At 74.8% G+C, this 16,462-nt stretch carries 17 protein-coding genes; 13 read left to right on the top strand and 4 right to left on the bottom strand.

The window, feature by feature from the left end; all coding sequences use genetic code 11:
* Nucleotides 1-166: 166 nt before the first annotated feature.
* Nucleotides 167-988 carry a hypothetical protein gene (locus tag ACI79S_RS17735; protein WP_456594760.1) on the top strand — a complete coding sequence of 274 codons (822 nt, stop codon included), beginning with the start codon at nucleotides 167-169 and terminating at the stop codon, nucleotides 986-988.
* Between the two features lie 47 nt (nucleotides 989-1,035).
* A complete protein-coding gene (locus ACI79S_RS17740) occupies nucleotides 1,036-1,212 on the top strand; it encodes a hypothetical protein (RefSeq protein WP_456589768.1) in 177 nt (58 codons plus the stop codon).
* 35 nt (nucleotides 1,213-1,247) lie between these two features.
* Here ACI79S_RS17740 and pdxY read toward each other — a convergent pair whose 3' ends face one another.
* The 4 genes from pdxY to ACI79S_RS17760 form a co-directional block, all read right to left on the bottom strand.
* Nucleotides 1,248-2,099, bottom strand: a complete 852-nt coding sequence (gene pdxY, locus ACI79S_RS17745; RefSeq protein ID WP_456594761.1) for a pyridoxal kinase PdxY — start codon at nucleotides 2,097-2,099, stop codon at nucleotides 1,248-1,250.
* Nucleotides 2,100-2,149: 50 nt separating this feature from the next.
* Entirely contained in the window at nucleotides 2,150-2,884 is a 735-nt protein-coding gene (locus tag ACI79S_RS17750) for a hypothetical protein (protein ID WP_456594762.1), read from the bottom strand.
* 94 nt (nucleotides 2,885-2,978) lie between these two features.
* Nucleotides 2,979-3,806, bottom strand: a complete 828-nt coding sequence (locus ACI79S_RS17755; RefSeq protein ID WP_456594763.1) for an IclR family transcriptional regulator domain-containing protein — start codon at nucleotides 3,804-3,806, stop codon at nucleotides 2,979-2,981.
* Between the two features lie 107 nt (nucleotides 3,807-3,913).
* Nucleotides 3,914-5,428, bottom strand: coding sequence for an amidohydrolase family protein (locus tag ACI79S_RS17760; protein WP_456594764.1), 1,515 nt, complete (start codon nucleotides 5,426-5,428; stop codon nucleotides 3,914-3,916).
* 233 nt (nucleotides 5,429-5,661) lie between these two features.
* Here ACI79S_RS17760 and ACI79S_RS17765 point away from each other — a divergent pair, with 233 nt between their 5' ends.
* From ACI79S_RS17765 to ACI79S_RS17815, 11 genes are all read left to right on the top strand, one after another.
* Entirely contained in the window at nucleotides 5,662-6,858 is a 1,197-nt protein-coding gene (locus tag ACI79S_RS17765) for a CaiB/BaiF CoA transferase family protein (RefSeq protein ID WP_456594765.1), read from the top strand.
* Entirely contained in the window at nucleotides 6,855-7,691 is an 837-nt protein-coding gene (locus ACI79S_RS17770; protein WP_456594766.1) for a citryl-CoA lyase, read from the top strand. Before ACI79S_RS17765 ends, ACI79S_RS17770 begins: the two co-directional genes overlap by 4 nt.
* 11 nt (nucleotides 7,692-7,702) lie before the next feature.
* Nucleotides 7,703-8,674 carry a zinc-binding dehydrogenase gene (locus tag ACI79S_RS17775; RefSeq protein ID WP_456594767.1) on the top strand — a complete coding sequence of 324 codons (972 nt, stop codon included), beginning with the start codon at nucleotides 7,703-7,705 and terminating at the stop codon, nucleotides 8,672-8,674.
* Between the two features lie 80 nt (nucleotides 8,675-8,754).
* Nucleotides 8,755-9,618, top strand: coding sequence for a dioxygenase family protein (locus ACI79S_RS17780; protein ID WP_456594768.1), 864 nt, complete (start codon nucleotides 8,755-8,757; stop codon nucleotides 9,616-9,618).
* 101 nt (nucleotides 9,619-9,719) lie between these two features.
* On the top strand, nucleotides 9,720-9,875 hold the full coding sequence (locus ACI79S_RS17785) for a hypothetical protein (protein WP_456594769.1): 156 nt from the start codon (nucleotides 9,720-9,722) through the stop codon (nucleotides 9,873-9,875).
* A 10-nt stretch (nucleotides 9,876-9,885) separates the two neighbouring features.
* Nucleotides 9,886-10,875, top strand: a complete 990-nt coding sequence (locus ACI79S_RS17790) for a ribonuclease Z (protein WP_456594770.1) — start codon at nucleotides 9,886-9,888, stop codon at nucleotides 10,873-10,875.
* A gap of 48 nt (nucleotides 10,876-10,923) precedes the next feature.
* A complete protein-coding gene (locus ACI79S_RS17795) occupies nucleotides 10,924-12,519 on the top strand; it encodes an alpha/beta hydrolase fold domain-containing protein (protein WP_456594771.1) in 1,596 nt (531 codons plus the stop codon).
* Nucleotides 12,516-13,628, top strand: a complete 1,113-nt coding sequence (locus ACI79S_RS17800) for an L-dopachrome tautomerase-related protein (RefSeq protein ID WP_456594772.1) — start codon at nucleotides 12,516-12,518, stop codon at nucleotides 13,626-13,628. The genes ACI79S_RS17795 and ACI79S_RS17800 overlap by 4 nt, the downstream gene beginning before the upstream one ends.
* Before the next feature lie 116 nt (nucleotides 13,629-13,744).
* Nucleotides 13,745-14,587, top strand: a complete 843-nt coding sequence (locus tag ACI79S_RS17805) for a formate/nitrite transporter family protein (protein ID WP_456594773.1) — start codon at nucleotides 13,745-13,747, stop codon at nucleotides 14,585-14,587.
* A gap of 162 nt (nucleotides 14,588-14,749) precedes the next feature.
* Nucleotides 14,750-15,157, top strand: a complete 408-nt coding sequence (locus tag ACI79S_RS17810) for a four-helix bundle copper-binding protein (protein WP_456594774.1) — start codon at nucleotides 14,750-14,752, stop codon at nucleotides 15,155-15,157.
* A gap of 40 nt (nucleotides 15,158-15,197) precedes the next feature.
* On the top strand, nucleotides 15,198-16,454 hold the full coding sequence (locus ACI79S_RS17815; RefSeq protein ID WP_456594775.1) for a cation:proton antiporter: 1,257 nt from the start codon (nucleotides 15,198-15,200) through the stop codon (nucleotides 16,452-16,454).
* Nucleotides 16,455-16,462: the final 8 nt, after the last annotated feature.

The raw sequence follows: 16,462 nt of genomic DNA on the forward strand, positions 1-16,462 counted from the left end.
GGGGGGCCCGCCCCCCCCCCCCCCCCCCCCCCCCCCCCCCCCCCCCCCCCCCCCCCCCCCCCCCCCCCCCCCCCCCCCCCCCCCCCCCCCCCCCCCCCCCCCCCCCCCCGCCCGGGTGATCCTCGTCCTACGGCGGACGACGGAGGTGCCGGGGCACAGTGGAGGCGTGTTCGACGTCGACTGGATGGGTCTGCTGACCCGGGAGGTGCTGCGCGAGCGCGGGGCCGCGCTCATCGCCGAGAGCTGCGCCTGGGCCGTCGGGCTCTCCGACCGTCCCCATTACCGGCGCCGCGCGGGCCGCGTGACCCCGAGCGGCCTGACGGTGGGCGAGCGGGCCGCCACCGGGCAGCCGCTGGGGGATGACGAGGGCGGCCGGCTCGATCTCGGCGACGCCGCGCCGGGCAGCTTCCAGGACGCGCTGAACATGATCGGCCCCGACGGACGGCTGGTGGCGGAGCGCTTCGACGACGAGGTGCTGCTGCCCTTCGTGGCCGAGACCTGCCGGCTGGCGGGGGAGCGCGCCCGCGACACCCGCCGGGGCGATTGGGCCGAGCTCGCCGAGGACCTGGCCGAGGACCCGGCCGACGTCGCCGACGTGGTGCGGGCCGGTGGCTGGGACGCGCCGCTGCGCATCGACGCCGAGCACCTGGTGCTCGCCGCGCTCCGTGACGTCCCGCTGATCGAGGTCGAGGCCGAGGGGTTGCCGCTGTCGCTGGTGCGCGCGGCCGAGGCCGCCACCCGGTCGGCCGCCGTCACCGAGCCCGTGCCGGTACCCGACGAGAGCCTGGCCGGTGCGCTGTTCCTCGCCCGGGCGGCGCTCGAGGCGTCCGGCTGCACGGTGCCCGTACCGCCGGAGGAGGCCGACCTCCTGCTGGCCGCGCTCGGCGACACCGGGCTGGAGGCCGAGGAGGTGCCGTCGGTGCTGGTGCACCTGCCCGTGGAGGAGGGCACGATCACCCGGATCGCGGCCACGCTCGCCGGCCGCTGAGCCCTGCTCCATGTGTCCGGGGTCGCTGCCGGGGTAGCCATCGACACATGGCTAAGAACAACGACCAGGACGCCCAGCGCGCCGCCGTCCGCGAGGCCAAGAAGCAGGGTGTGGCGCCCAGTGCGGCCGGTGTCACCACCGGGGCCAGCAAGCAGATCGAGCACCACACCCACAAGGACGACCGGCACGAGCACTCCAGCGCCCAGGGGAAGAGCAAGACCTGAGCCGCGGCGCCCCCGGGTTCGTCCGGGGGCGCCGGTCAGACCTCCTCGACGGCGAAGCTGCGCGACGGCGTCACGAACTCGTCCTGCGCGGCGACCAGGAGGATCTCCCGCGAGCCGGCGTCCTCGGTGCGCTGGAGCAGGCCGAACACCGACGCCGCCGCCCGGCCCAGCGACTCGCCCGCCGAGCGGGTGTCGAGCCAGTGGGCCAGGAAGAGGGCGGCGATCGCGTCGCCGGCGCCGTTCACCGACACCCCCAGCCGCGGGGTGCGCACGCGGAAGTGCCGGCCGCCCTCGGATGCGAGCAGGTCGACGGCGTCCTCCGGGGTGTCCTCGGCGACGAGCGACGTGGTGAGCACGACCCGCGGCCCGAGCGCGTGCACCGCCGCGACCGCGTCCTTGACCGAGGTCAGCGAGCGGGTCGGGGTGCCGGAGAGCAGGTCCAGCTCGTAGTGGTTCGGCGTCACCAGGTCAGCGGCCGGGACGGCGACCTCGCGCATGAACTCCTCGATGCCCGGGCGCACGAACACGCCGCGACCGACGTCGCCGATCACCGGGTCGCAGCAGTACACGGCGGCCGGGTTGGCCGCGCGCACCCGCGCCACCGTGCCGACGACGGCGTGCCCGATGTCCGCGGAGCCGAGGTAGCCCGACAGCACCGCGTCGCAGCTGCCGAGCACGCCGCGGTCGGCGACCCCCTGCACGATCTCCTCGATCGACTGGCCGTCGTAGACCCGGCCGGTCCACTGGCCGTAGCCGGTGTGGTTGGAGAACTGGACGGTGTGCACCGGCCACACCTCGATGCCCAGGCGCTGCAGCGGGAAGACGGCGGAGCTGTTCCCGACGTGGCCGTAGGTGACGTGCGACTGGATGCTGAGGACGGCGGTCACGGGGCAGACCCTGGCACATGCCGCGCGAGGTCCGCCGTCGAGCCCGGCGGTCAGCCCAGCGGCACGCAGAGAGCGGCCGGGTCGTCCGCGCAGCCACCCAGGGACGCGGTCACCCGGTCCCAGGGGCCGGTGGCGTTGCCGCCTGCTTCGTTGCGCAGCCCGGCCAGCCGCAGGACGAGGCCGGAGAGCGGCGCGGCGTCCCGGACCACGACGTGGACCTCCACCGTCATCTCACCGCCTGCCGGGGCCCAGGCGCCGAAGCCGTCGCTGGTCGGTGCCGTGCTGCCCTCCTGGCACCAGCGGGCGTCCGGGGCCGAGGACTCGACGAGCACGGTGGTCCCGGGCCGCGGTGGACCGCCGTCGACCGTGGCGACGGTAGCGGTAGCGGCCAGCCCGGCCAGGGGGGCGTGGACGGTCCCTCCACCCGAGGTGTTGGCGAAGGTCACGGAGACGGTGAGCGTGCGCACCGAGCCGTCGTCAGGCAGCGCGCAATCGGCGGCGACGGGCCCTGGCAGTGGCGGTAGGCCCACGGCGACGGGGGAGCGGGTGACCCGCACCGACCCGCTGAAGGACAGCCCCCGGTCCTGGTCGGACAGCCCGGCGGCAGCGAACTCCTTCGGCTCGATCGGCGGGGGCGATGGGGACGGTGCCGCCGCTGGTGGTGGCGTGCCGGTCACGGGGGCCGCGGCGTCGGGGGGCGCCGGATCGGTGAGGAAGCCGCAGCCGGAGGGGGCGAGCAGCGCGGCCACGCAGGTCAGGGCGACGGCCGCCGGGTGGAAGCGCACGGGGCATCCTGGCAGCCCGGGGCCGCGTACCGGGGGATGCGGTACCGCACGGTCCGTCGAACGGGGGACGCCCGGGGGCCTGCGCCCGGCGCCGTCAGGCGGTGGCGGTCCCGCCGGTGCGGCGCGGCAGCTCGACGTGCGGCCTGGACTGCCACAGCGCCCACTCGGCGCTGACGTCGCCGGCGGTGCGGAGCAGCTGCGGCAGGTGCTCGCCGACCAGCCGCTCGGTGGAGGTCTCGGCGGCGTGCACGGTCACGTTCATGGCGGCGCGGACGACGCCCTCGCCGTCGCGGACGGGCACGGCCACCGAGCGCACGCCCGGGGCGAGCTCCTCGTCGGCCAGCGCCCAGCCGCGGGCGCGCACCTCGGTCAGCTCCGTCCGCAGCTGGTCGGGCGAGCGGCCGATCATCGGCGGCAGCCCGGCCCGGCTGGGCTGGGCGAGGGTGTCGGCCAGCTCGTCGGGCGGCAGGGCGGCGAGCAGCACCTTGCCCTGCGAGGTCTGGCTGGCCGGGAAGCGCGTGCCGATGTCGACCCGCAGCGCGATCAGCTTGGGCACCGCGACCCGTGCGACGTAGACGATGTCGGAGCCGTCGAGCTGGGCCATCGACGAGGACTCGCCGGTGCGGGCGACCAGCGCCTCCAGGTGCGGGCGGGCGATGTCCCACAGCCCGAGGGCGCCGACGTAGGCCATGCCCAGGGTCAGCACCTTGGGGGTGAGGGCGAACCCGCCGGCCGACGACCGCACGAAGCCCAGCTCCTCGAGCGTCAGCAGCAGCCGCCGTGCGGTGGGGCGGGCCAGCCCGGCGGCGGCCGCCACCTCCGACAGCGTCATCGTCGGGTGCTCGCGGTCGAAGCAGGCGAGCACGTCCAGGCCCCGTGCGAGGGCCTCGACGAAGTCGGGCCCGCTGCCTCGCCCTGCCATCTCCGGTTCCCTTCGTCGTCCGTGGTGCCGAGGTCGCGCGATCCGGTGCTCCCCTCGGGGAGCAGTGTGCGAGATCGCGCGACCTCGGCGCGGGGTGGCGCGCCCGCTCAGTGCTCGGTGACCGCCCCGGCCGGCCGCTCGGTGGCCAGGTGCTCCTCGAAGACCTGCTCCCGGGCGGCGTGCGTCCCGTGCGACTTGTACTCGGTGTACTGGTACGGGTTGTCCAGCACCTGCGTGTCGGGCAGGTCGGGGTACATGCCGCCGGCCCACGCATCCTCGCCGAGGGCGTCGCGCAGGTGCGTCACGGTCGCGTCGATCTCCCGGCGCGCGGCGGCCAGGTCGACGTCGACCAGCCGGTGGGCGTGCTTCACGACCCGGCCGTCGACCAGCACGGTGTGCACATCACCGCGCTGGGCCTGGAAGGCCACGTGGCCGAACGGGTTGAGCAGGGGGAAGGAGACCGGGGAGTCGTCGTTCTTGATCAGGACGACGTCGGCCTTCTTGCCGGGCTGGAGGGTGCCCAGGTCGTCGCGGCCCAGCGCCAGCGCCCCGCCGCGGGTGGCCCACTGGACGACGTCCTGGGCGCGCAACTGCAGGTGGGTGACGGTCTCGCCCTTGAGGTGGGCCTCGAAGTGCTCGCGGGAGCGGTCGGCACCCAGGGTGGTGCGCATGGCGGAGAACAGGTCGCCGCTCCACCAGACGCTGGTGTCCATCGACAGCGAGACCGGGATGCCGTGCGAGCGCACCTGCCAGGTGGGCGGGTACCCCTGCCCGGCGCTCTGCTCCGACTCCGTGGACACCGAGATCGACCCGCCGGTGGCCGCGATGCGGTGGTAGGAGTCAGGCGTCAGGGTGGCGGCGTGCACGTACACCGTCTCCGGCGTCATGAAGCCGTGCTCGTGCATGAGCCGGATGCCGTCGTCGTTGGTGGCGCCCCAGACGCCGGCGTGCGTGGTGACCGGCAGGCCGAGCTCGCGGGCCACCTCGAACGCGGCCTTCTCCGGGAAGGCGGGGTCGCCGGTGACGTCGAAGGCCAGCTGCAGGCCGAGCATGTCGTCGGCCGCGTCGCGCTGCCGGGTGAGGAACGACCGGACGGCGGGGTCGGCGGTCCACTCCCAGGGCGCGGCCTGGATGTTGCCGTAGGCGAGGACGAACCGGCCCGGCACCGAGCGCAGCGCGTCGACGGCGGCCTCGGCGTGGTCGACCGACTGCAGGCCGTGCGACCAGTCGACGGTCGTGGTGACGCCGGCCTCGAGGGACTCCAGCGCCGAGAGCCGGTTGCCCGCCGCGACGTCCTCGGGGCGGAACGTCTTCCCGTGCTCGAGGTAGTACCAGACGAAGTACTGGGTCAGCGTCCAATCGGCGCCGTAGCCGCGCATCGCGGTCTGCCACATGTGCCGGTGGGTGTCGATCATGCCGGGCATCACGATGCCGCCCCGGGCGTCGATCTCCTGCGTCCCCCCGGGTACCTCCAGCGCCGGCCCGACCGCGGCGATGCGGTCGTCCACGACCAGCACATCGGCCTCGGGCAGGACGGTGCAGGTCTCGTCCATCGTCAGCACGGTCCCGCCGCGCAGGACCACCGGCCGGCCGGCCGCCGGAGCGGGCTCGGAGTGGGTCATCGTCTCCTCCAGGACGTCGTCGTCGCGTCGCCGGACCGACGTCCGCCAGGCGGACACCGTGTGCGACGTGAGTCACGATCTCCTGCCCGCCGAGCCCTGTCAACCGCGGGTTCCGCTTCCTCTTCGGGGTGTTCAGCGGCGGTTGACAGTCCGCGTCGAGCCGTCGGAGACTGCAGGGGTCGAATCGCGGACGACTGTCCGACCCCGCCGACGACGAGGAGAGTGCACCCCGGATGAGCGCTGACCCTGCGGCCGCGGAGGGCTCCGGCGCGCCGGCTGCGGGCCCCCTGGCCGGTCTGCTGGTGGCGGACTTCTCCCGCATCCTGGCCGGCCCGTACTCCACGATGCTGCTCGCCGACCTCGGCGCGGAGGTGGTCAAGGTGGAGGGCCCGCACGGCGACGACACCCGCACCTGGCAGCCGCCGGTGCGTGAGGGCGTCTCCACGTACTACATGGGCGCGAACCGCAACAAGCGTTCGGTCGCCCTCGACCTCAAGGACCCCGCGGACGCCGAGGCCGCGCGCGAGCTCGCGCGCCGGGCGGACGTGCTGGTGGAGAACTTCAAGCCAGGTGGCCTGGCGCGCTTCGGGCTGGACTACGACACGGTGTCCGCCACCAACCCGGGCGTGCTCTACGCCTCGATCAGCGGCTTCGGCAGCGCCCCGCAGGGAGCGCCGCTGCCGGGCTACGACCTCATCGTCCAGGCGATCTCGGGCTTCATGAGCCTCACCGGCGACCCGGACGGCTCGCCGTACCGCGCCGGTGTGGCGCTCTTCGACGTCATGGCCGGCCTGCACGCCACCATCGGCGTCCTGTCGGCGCTCAACCACCGGCACGCCACCGGTCAGGGGCAGCACATCGAGGTCAACCTGCTCTCCTCGGCACTGTCGGGCCTGGTCAACCAGACGAGCGCCTACGTGGCCGGTGACGTGGTGCCCTTCCGGATGGGCAACAGCCACCCGAGCCTGTTCCCGTACGAGCCCCTGCCCTGCGCCGACGGCGACCTGATCATCACCGCCGGCAACAACGGCCAGTTCCGCCGGCTGGTGGAGGTGCTGGGCGTGCCCGAGCTGGCCGACGACCCCCGGTTCAGCCGCAACGAGGACCGCACCGCCAACCGCGACGAGCTCCGGCCGCTGCTGGTCGAGCGGCTGCGCACCCGGAGCAAGCAGGACTGGTTCCGCGACATCATCGGCGCCGGCGTGCCGTGCGGGCCGATCAACACCATCGACCAGGGCGTGGCGTTCGCCCAGGAGGTCGGCCTGGACCCGGTCGTCCGGGTCGGGGAGGGAGCGGCCGCGGTGCCCACGGTGCGCAACCCGATCACCTTCTCCGAGACGCCGCCGGCCTACCGGCTGCCCCCGCCGGGCCTGGACGAGCACGGCGCGGAGATCCGGCGCTGGCTGGCCACGCCCGAGGAGTCCCGGTGAGCGACGAGCGACCCACCTACCCGACCGCGCTGGGCGCCTCCAGCCTGGAGTCGATCACCCTGCTGGGCAGCGACCTGGCCCGGGACGTCATGGGCACCGTGGGCTTCGGGGAGCTGGCCTTCTGGCTGGCCACCCAGCGTCGGCCCGCACCGGGGGAGACCCGGGTGTTCGAGGCGGTGCTCGCCGCGCTCGCCGACCACGGGTTCACGCCCACCGCGATCGTCACCCGGCTCACCTACCTGTCGGCACCCGACTCGATCCAGGGCGCTCTCGCCGCCGGCCTGCTCGGGGGCGGGTCGCGCTTCCTCGGCGTCACCGAGGACTGCGGCCGCTTCCTGCACGACGTGCTCACCTCGGTGGACGGCGACCTGCCCACCGACGACGCCGGCTGGGACGCGCTCGCCCTGGCGACGGTGACCGCGCAGCGTGCCGCCGGGCGGTTCGTCCCCGGGCTGGGCCACCACGTGCACAAGCAGGGCGATCCGCGCACCCCGCGGCTGTTCGAGATCGCGGCCGAGGAAGGGCTCGTCGGCCCGCACCTGTCCCTGTTCGCCGCCATCGGCCGGACGCACGAGCAGGTGCTCGGCAAGCGGCTCCCGCTCAACGGCGCGGGCGTCTGCGGCGCGGCCCTGGCCGACCTGGGCCTGCCGATGGAGCTGCTGCGCGGGTTCGCGCTCCTCGCCCGCACCGCCGGGCTGATCGGGCAGCTCGCCGAGGAGCTGCGGCACCCGGTGGCCAACGACGTCTTCCTCTCGGTGGACCTCAACAACCGGCCGGTCGACCCCGACCCGTTCGTCCCCGCGCCGCTGCCCGGCTCCGGGCAGCAGGGCTGAGGGGCCCGGCCGTGCGCGCCGCCGTCCTGCACGCCCCGGGGGAGACCCCGCAGCTGCGCGAGCACCCCGATCCGGTGCCCGGGGCCGAGCGCACCGTGGTCCGCGTGACCGCGGCACCCCTGGTCCCGCTCGACCTGCTCTGCGCGTCGGGCACCTCGTACTTCGGGCGGCCCGCGGTGCCCTACGTGCCCGGGGTGCAGGGGACGGGCGTGGTCGAGGACGGGCCCGGGGCCGCCCCCGGCACGCGGGTCTGGTTCAGCACCGCCGCAGGCATGGCCCCCGGCGACGGCAGCCTCGCGGAGCGCTGCGCCGTGGCGGCCGGCGACCTGGTCCCGGTGGACGCGGACGTCCCGGACGCCGCGCTGGCCGCGCTGGGGCTCTCCGCAGTGGCCGCCTGGATGTCGTTGACCTGGCGCGGGGGGCTGCGGCCGGGTGAGCACGTGCTCGTGCTCGGCGCCGGCGGGGCCGTCGGGCAGGCGGCGGTCGGCGCGGCGCGGCTGCTCGGTGCCGGGCGGGTGGTGGCGGCGGCCCGGTCGGCGGCGGCCCGCGAGCGGGCGCTCGCCGCCGGCGCCGACGCGGTGGTGGCCCTCGACGCCGACGTCGAGACGCTCGCGGCCCGGTTCGCCGACGCGACCGGTGGGCGGCTGGACCTCGTCGTGGACCCGGTGTTCGGCGCGGCGGCCACGGCGGCGTCCCGGGCGCTCTCCGCCGGCGGGCGGCTGGTGAACCTGGGCGGCGCCTCCGGGGACACCGCGGAGTTCTCCTCGGCGGTGCTGCGGGGGAAGTCGGCGTCGGTGCTCGGCTACACGAACAACGCGCTGACCGCGGCGCAGCGAGCCGAGGCGGTCGGTGCCATCGCCCGGGAGGCGGCAGCCGGCCGGCTGTCCGTCGCCCACGAGCAGGTGCCGCTCGCGGAGGTCGCCGCCGCGTGGCAGCGGCAGGCGACCGGCGACCCCGGCGTCCGGTTGGTGCTGACGCCCTGAACGAGCATGCCCCCGCGGGAGCCGCGGGGGTCGAGGTTGCGCGGCCGGTGCCCCGGCCGCGCGGACGGCAGGAGGACACCGTGCAGCTGGTCACCGAGGAGAACATCACCGACCTCGCGGTCGAGCGCTGGGCCACCGCCCGCGATCCGCGGCTGGCGGAGGTCATGACCGCGCTCGTGCGGCACCTGCACGACTTCGCCCGCGAGGTGCGGCTGACCGAGGACGAGTGGATGGCCGCCGTCCAGTGGCTCACCGCCACGGGCAAGATCAGCACCGAGAAGCGCGAGGAGTTCATCCTCGCCTCCGACGTGGTCGGGCTGTCGATGCTCGTCGTCCAGATGAACCACCGCCTCGACCCGCGGGCGACCCCGGCCACGGTCCTGGGGCCCTTCCACATCGAGGGCTCGCCCGAGCTCGGGTACGCCGAGGACATGTCCGAAGGCCTGCCCGGGACGCCGCTGTTCCTGCACGGCCGGGTGACCGACCTCGACGGCGCGCCGGTGGCCGGCGCGGTCCTGGACGTGTGGCAGGCCGACACCGAGGGCGCCTACGAGTCGCAGCTCCCGGACGTCGACGAGGCCCGGCTGCGCGCGAAGTACACGACCGGGGAGAACGGCGAGTACTGCGTGCGCACCATCGCGCCGCTGGGCTACACGATCCCCATGGACGGTCCGGTCGGCGACCTGATCGCCCGGACCGACATCAGCCACTTCCGGCCGGCGCACATCCACTTCCTGATCAACGTGCCGGGGTTCGAGCCGCTGATCACCCACCTGTTCCAGGAGGGTGCGCCGTACCTGGACAGCGACGTCGTCTTCGGGACCAAGCAGGAGCTGGTGACGGCGTTCGAGGCGCGGGAGCCGGGCGCCACCCCCGACGGCGGCTCGATCGACGTGCCGTGGCTGGAGTCGCGCTACGACTTCGTCCTCCAGCGGCAGGGCTGAGGGCCACCGCAGCCGGCTCCGGCGGCGGGCCCGGATCGCGGTGGGCCCGGTTCGCCGCCACGATGGGAGCACGGACGCCGCACCGACGGGAGGAGCGTGGGATGACCGACCCGGACACCCAGGGACAGGCCGACCCGACCGAGGAGGGCTCGCACGCCAGCGTGGGCGACGACCCGGCCCGACCCGGCGGCGGCCGCACCGGCGGGGAGACCTCCGTCGACGAGGCGATGGGCCAGGAGCCGGCCGACCCGTCCTGAGGCGGCCGCGGTGTCGTCGCGCGAACTCGTCGTCCTCGGCACCTCGAGCCAGGCGCCGACCCGCGACCGCAGCCACAACGGCTACCTGCTGCGCTGGGACGGCGAGGGTCTCCTGTTCGACCCCGGCGAGGGCACGCAGCGGCAGCTGCTCCTCGCCGGGGTGCCCAGCAGCGCGATCACCCGGATCTGCGTCTCGCACTTCCACGGTGACCACTGCCTGGGGCTCCCCGGTGTGCTGCAGCGCATGAACCTGGACCGGGTGGCGCACCCGGTCCCGGTGCACTTCCCGGCCGGCGGCCGGCCGTGGTTCGACCGGCTGCGCCGTGCCTCGGTGTTCCACGACGTGCTCGACGTCCCCGAGCTGCCGGTGGCCGGCGACGGGACGGTCGCGGCCGGCGGCTTCGGCACGCTCGTCGCCCGGCGGCTGGACCACCCGGTCGAGACCTACGGCTACCGCCTGGCAGAGCCCGACGGGCGCCGGATGCTGCCCGACCGGCTCGCCCGGCACGGCATCGCCGGCCCCGACGTGGGGCGGCTGCAGCGGCTCGGCTCGCTCGAGCGGAACGGCCGGGTGGTGCGCCTCGAGGAGGTCAGCGCGCCGCGGCCGGGGCAGCGGTTCGCGTTCGTGATGGACACCCGGCTGTGCGACGCCGTGTGGACGCTGGCCGAGGGCGCCGACCTCCTGGTCATCGAGTCCACCTTTCTCGACGCCGACGCGCGGCTGGCCCGCGAGCACGGCCACCTCACCGCCCGCCAGGCCGCCACCGTGGCCGCCGACTGCGGGGTGCGGACCCTCGTGCTGACCCACTTCTCCCAGCGGTACGACGACCCGCGCCGCTTCGCCGACGAGGCCGGGGCGGTGTTCGGCGGGGACGTCGTCGTCGCGGCCGATCTGCAGACCGTGCCGGTGCCGCCCCGGACCGGGGCCGCCACGGGCGGGCCCGGCGCCGGCGGTCAGGAAGACCGGTCGGCACGCGTGCCCGCAACCGGCCACGGGTAGGAGCCGGGACGACCGGTTGCACATGACGGAGAGACGTGGGAGGCCCCCGTGGCCCTGGACTACCCGACCCTGCCCGGCGACATCGACCACCTCATCGCCGACGACCACGCGGTGGTCGAGCGGCAGTTCCAGCACCTGGAGGCCGGCCGCGGCAACCGCCGGGTGCTGGTCGACCAGATCTCCTTCGAGCTGGCCCTGCACGCCTTCGCCGAGGAGACCGTGCTCTACCCGATCTGGCCCGAGATCGGGATGACCGACGAGCACGACGACGCCGAGCACGAGCACCAGCAGATCAAGGAGCTGCTCGTCACCCTGGGCCGCACCGAGCCGGGCGAGCAGGAGTTCGAGGAGGCCCTGAGCAACCTGATCGGCGTCGTCCGGCACCACGTCGACGACGAGGAGAACGAAGAGCTCCCGGAGTTCCGGCAGAAGGCCGGACCGGAGCGCATGGCTCAGCTGGGCAGGGAGTTCCTGGCCGCCAAGCGGATGGCGCCCACCCGGCCGCACCCGCACGCCCCCGACGAGGGCATCGCCGAGCGCATCGCCGGCATGCTGGCCAAGCCGCTGGACCACGTCCGGGACCTGCTCTCGGGCAAGCAGAAGGAGATGGCCACCGACGCCTCCGGCCTGCTCGACCCGCAGGCCCAGGCGATCGTCGACGCGCACTCCTCCCTCGGCCCGCTGCCGTTCGAGATCCTCGAGCCCGACCAGGCCCGCGCGCAGCCCGGCCCCGACGACGCGGTCGAGAAGGTCATGGCCGACACCGGCACCGAGGGCCCGGAGCCGGTCGGGTCGGTGGAGGACATCGTGATCCCCGACGCCGCCGGTGGGCAGCAGCGCATGCGGGTCTACAAGCCCGCCGACGCCGGCAGCCAGCCCCTGCCCGTGATCATGTGGATCCACGGTGGCGGCTGGGTCCTGTTCGACATCGACACGTACGACGCCTCGTGCCGCGCCCTGACCAACAAGGCCCGCGCGATGGTGGTCAGCCCCGACTACCGGCGGGCCCCCGAGGCGGTGTTCCCGGCGTCGCACGACGACGTCCTGGCTGCCTACCGGTGGGTGGTGCAGCACGCCGGCGAGCTCGGCGGTGACCCGGCGCGCCTCGGCATCGGCGGCGAGTCGGTCGGCGGCACGATGGCCGCCGCCACGGTGCTGCAGCTCGCCCGGGCCGGCGAGCCGGTGCCGTCGGCGGCGGTCTGCGTCTACCCGCTGACCACCGGCGAGCAGGTCGGCGAGTCGATGGAGGACGCCGCCGACGCGCGGCCGCTGGACCGGCCCCTGCTGTCGTGGATGGCGATGCACGCGTTCGAGGGGAAGCCCGACGGGGCCGAGGACCCGCGGGTCGACCTGCTGGGGTGGAGCCGCGAGCAGCTCGCGCTGATGCCGCCGACGCTGGTGATCACCGCCGAGCGCGACGTGCTGCGCAGCCAGGGGCAGCAGTTCGCGCAGCACCTGGAGGCCGCCGGCGTGCCGACCACGCACCGCCACTACGCCGGCGTCATGCACGAGTTCTTCGGCGCCGCCGCGGTGCTGGACAAGGCCGAGCAGGCCCAGCAGGAGGTCGCGCGGCACTTCGTGCGCGCCTTCGGGGCGGCCCGGCCGGCGGTGGGGGCGGTACCAACCAGCGGCGGGACGGCGTGACGACGGCGGCGCTGCGGCTGGCGGTCGACGAGCCGGTCGGCGAGCTGGAGGTCGTGCACCTCTTCCACGACGCCATGCCGACCGGCGTCACCGTCTCGCACGGCGGGCGGATCTTCGTCTGCTACCCGAAGTGGGGCGACGACGTCGGGTTCACCGTGGGGGAGCTCCGGGACGGGCAGGCGGTCGCCTACCCGTCCCAGGAGCTCAACGACAACCGGTCCGACGCCGACCCCGAGCGCCTGGTCTCGGTGCAGAGCGTCGTCGTCGACCCGGCCGACCGGCTGTGGCTCCTCGACACCGGCAGCCCGATGTTCCGGCCCACCGAGCACGGGGGGCCGAAGCTGGTGTGCGTAAACCTGGCCACCGACACCGTCGAGCGGGTCATCCTCGTCCCGACCGACGTGGCGCTGCCGACGACGTACCTCAACGACGTGCGCTTCGACCTGCGGCGGGGCGAGGCGGGGTGCGCCTTCATCACCGACTCCTCGGACCAGGGGCCCAACGGGATCATCGTCGTCGACCTGGCGTCGGGGGAGTCGTGGCGCCGGCTGCACGAGCACCCGACGACGAAGGCCGGCACCCCGCCGGAGCTGCGGATGGTGGTCGAGGGCGTCGAGTTCGCCGAGCGCGCGCCCGACGGCGAGGTCACGCCGGTGACGATGGGCGCCGACGGCATCGCCCTCGCCGCCGACGGCAGCCGGCTGTACTACTGCCCGCTGGCCGGCCGCAGCTGGTACAGCGTCGCGGTGGACGCCCTGGTCGACCGTGGCCAGGACGACGACGCGGTGGCCGCCACGGTGCGGGACGAGGGGGACAAGGGCTGCGTGAGCGACGGCCTGGAGACCGACGACGCGGGGCGGCTCTACGTCACCGACGGGGAGCACGACGCGATCCACCGCCGGCTGCCCGACGGGTCGTGGGAGACCGTGGTGCACGATCCGCGGCTGCTGTGGCCCGACACCCTGAGCGTGGCCGCCGACGGCCACCTCTACGTGACGGCCAACCAGCTCCACCGGCAGTCCACGTACCGCGGTGGTGAGGACCAGCGACGCAAGCCCTACGTCCTGTTCCGCACCCCGATCGACGCCGGGCCCGTCCGGCTGCGCTGAACGGTCCGGGTCGGCAGCGGCTGCTCCGCCCTGCCGCGGCCCGCCGACCCGGGTTGCCGCGGCACCTGCCGGGCGGGAGGCTGCCCTCAGCGGCGACCACCGACCGGGGGATGACGATGGCGGCACGTGAACCGAAGGAGATGGCCCAGGTCGCCACCGCGATGGGCGCCAAGAAGGTCGGCCGCACCTGGGACCGCGTGCTGATGAGCGCCTTCCTCGCCGGGGCCTACATCGCCTTCGGCGGCCTGGTGGCCATCACCGTCTCCTCCGGCCTGGACCCGGCGACGTGGGGCACGCTGCCGACCCTCTTCACCGGGGCCACCTTCACCCTCGGCCTGGTCCTGGTGCTGATCGCCGGCTCCGACCTGGCCACCGGGAACATGCTGCTGGTCCCGATGGGCGCCATGCACGGCAAGCTCGCCGTGAACGACGTCGTCCGCAACCTCACGCTGGTCCTGCTCGGCAACCTGCTGGGTGCGCTGTTCGTCGCCTTCTTCCTCGCCGTCGAGACCGGCGTGATCGGGGACGCCGACGCGGCCGGGACCGCCGGGCTCACCTACGAACGCCTGGCCTCCATCGCCGAGGGGAAGGCGCTGGGGGAGTCGCCGTGGCAGACCTTCCTGCGCGCGGTGGGCTGCAACTGGCTGGTCTGCCTGGCGGTGTGGATGTCGCTGGCGGCGACGTCGGTGTCGGGCAAGATCCTGGCGATCTTCTTCCCGATCATGGCATTCGTGGCGATGGGGTTCGACCACGTCGTCGCGAACATGTTCTTCCTGCCCGCGGCGATCTTCGCGGGCGTCCCCGACGTCGGCTGGGACGACACGGCGCTGAACTGGCTGCTGGCCGGGGCGGGCAACCTGGTCGGTGCGGTCGTCTTCGTGGCGACGTCCTACTGGTACCTCTTCCTGCGCGACACCTCGGAGACCGCGCCGGAGGGCGAGCCCGCCGAACGCGGCTGACCGGCCGGCCGGGAGGTTCGCGGGCCCCACCAGCGGGTCCGTCACGGGATCGTCATGGGCGGCACGTGTGCCCCGCGCCGGGGCGCGGGTAGGGCTCCCGCCGGCGAGAGCCCCCGGGGCGCGACCGTGGCCCGGGCCGACGACTCAGCGAAGGAGGCCGACGTGACCGTCGCCGCCCAGATGCTCGACACGTACCCCAAGGACCTCGGCGGGGTGGACAAGCAGAAGCTCCTGGAGTGCATCGAGGCCTGCTTCGAGTGCGCCCAGGCCTGCACCGCGTGCGCCGACGCCTGCCTGAGCGAGGACTCCGTCGCCGAGCTCACGAAGTGCATCCGCAGCAACACCGACTGCGCCGACATCTGCGACACCACCGGTCGGGTGCTCTCCCGGCACACCGGCTACGACGCCAACCTGACCCGGGCCGTGCTCGAGGCCTGCGCCGCCGCGTGCAAGGCCTGCGGTGACGAGTGCGCGAGCCACGCCGAGATGCACGAGCACTGCCGGGTCTGCGCCGAGGCCTGCCGCCGCTGCGAGGCGGCGTGCCGGGACCTCATCGCCAGCCTGGGCTGACCACCGTGCGGGCGACGCGCACCCTTGAGGGAGGCCCCCGGTGACCGTCGACGTGCTGCTGGCGGCGGCGGGCGCGCTCGCGCTCGTCGCCGCCGCCTGGTCGGAACGGATCCGCCGGCTGCCGGTCAGCGAGCCGCTCCTCGCGCTCGGCATCGGCGTCGTGCTCGGCCCGGCCGTGCTCGGCGTCCTGCCGCTACCGGACCTGCTCGAGGACCACGGCTGGTTGCACACCGCTGCCCGGCTGCTGCTCGCCGTCTCGGTCATGTCGGTGGCGCTCCGCTACCCGGCCCGTGTCGTGCGGGCCCGCTGGCGGCCGGTCCTCCTGCTGCTGGCCGTGGTGATGCCGGCGATGGGCCTGGTCACCACCGGGCTGGCCTCAGCCACCCTGGGGGTGGGGCTGGGGGTCGCCGTGCTCCTCGGTGCCGCGCTGGCGCCGACCGACCCGGTGCTCGCCTCGAACGTGGTGACCGGCAAGCCCGCGGAGGAGGACCTCCCCGGCCGCGACCGGCAGGTGCTCTCCCTGGAGTCCGGCGCCAACGACGGCCTGGCCCTGCCGCTGGTCCTCGTGGCGGTGGCGTTCGCCGGCCCCCTCTCGATGGGTGAGGCGCTGCTCGAGTCGCTCTGGCAGGTCGCGGGTGCCGTCCTGCTCGGCGCCCTGCTCGGCTGGCTGGGCGGCCGAGCCCTGCGCGCGGGGGCCGACCACGGGGCCACCGACCCCGGCCCGGAACTGGTGTTCACGGTCGTGCTGGCCCTCGCCGTCCTCGGCATCGGCGGCCTGATCCACATCGACGGGATCCTGGCCGTCTTCGTCTGCGGCCTGGCCTTCAACGCGGTGAGCACCGGGCGGGAGCGGGTGGCGGACGTCCGGATCGACGAGGCGGTGAACCGGTTCGTGATCCTGCCGCTCTTCGTGGCGTTCGGTGCGCTGCTGCCGTGGGCGCAGTGGCGGGAACTGGGCTGGGCCGGGGTGCTCTTCGCCGCCCTGACCCTGTTGCTGCGCCGTCCGCCGGTGATCTACCTGCTGCGCCGCCCGCTGGGGCTGGCGCCCCCGGACGCCGCCTACCTGGGCTGGTTCGGACCCATCGGCGTCTCCGCCCTGTTCTACCTGACGCTCGAGTCGGAGCGCCTCGCGATCGACCCGGTCGTGCTGGCGGCCGGTTCGCTGGTGGTCGCGGCCAGCACCCTGGCGCACGGGCTGACCGCGACGCTCGGCCGGCGGCTGTACCGCCGCGCCACCGGCCGGCAGCGGGACGCCGGTGCGCAGAGCGCTGCGTCGTCGCCGGGGTCGGCGGGGTAGGGGAGCCC

This window comes from Blastococcus sp. SYSU DS1024 (assembly GCF_054050795.1).

What these genes read in the sequence shown, in the direction of transcription:
- ACI79S_RS17760 (WP_456594764.1), bottom strand. Translation starts at nt 5,428, where the DNA reads ATGACCCACTCCGAGCCCGCTCCGGCGGCCGGCCGGCCGGTGGTCCTG.
- ACI79S_RS17805 (WP_456594773.1), top strand. Translation starts at nt 13,745, where the DNA reads ATGGCGGCACGTGAACCGAAGGAGATGGCCCAGGTCGCCACCGCGATG.
- ACI79S_RS17765 (WP_456594765.1), top strand. Translation starts at nt 5,662, where the DNA reads ATGAGCGCTGACCCTGCGGCCGCGGAGGGCTCCGGCGCGCCGGCTGCG.
- ACI79S_RS17785 (WP_456594769.1), top strand. Translation starts at nt 9,720, where the DNA reads ATGACCGACCCGGACACCCAGGGACAGGCCGACCCGACCGAGGAGGGC.
- ACI79S_RS17755 (WP_456594763.1), bottom strand. Translation starts at nt 3,806, where the DNA reads ATGGCAGGGCGAGGCAGCGGGCCCGACTTCGTCGAGGCCCTCGCACGG.
- ACI79S_RS17740 (WP_456589768.1), top strand. Translation starts at nt 1,036, where the DNA reads ATGGCTAAGAACAACGACCAGGACGCCCAGCGCGCCGCCGTCCGCGAG.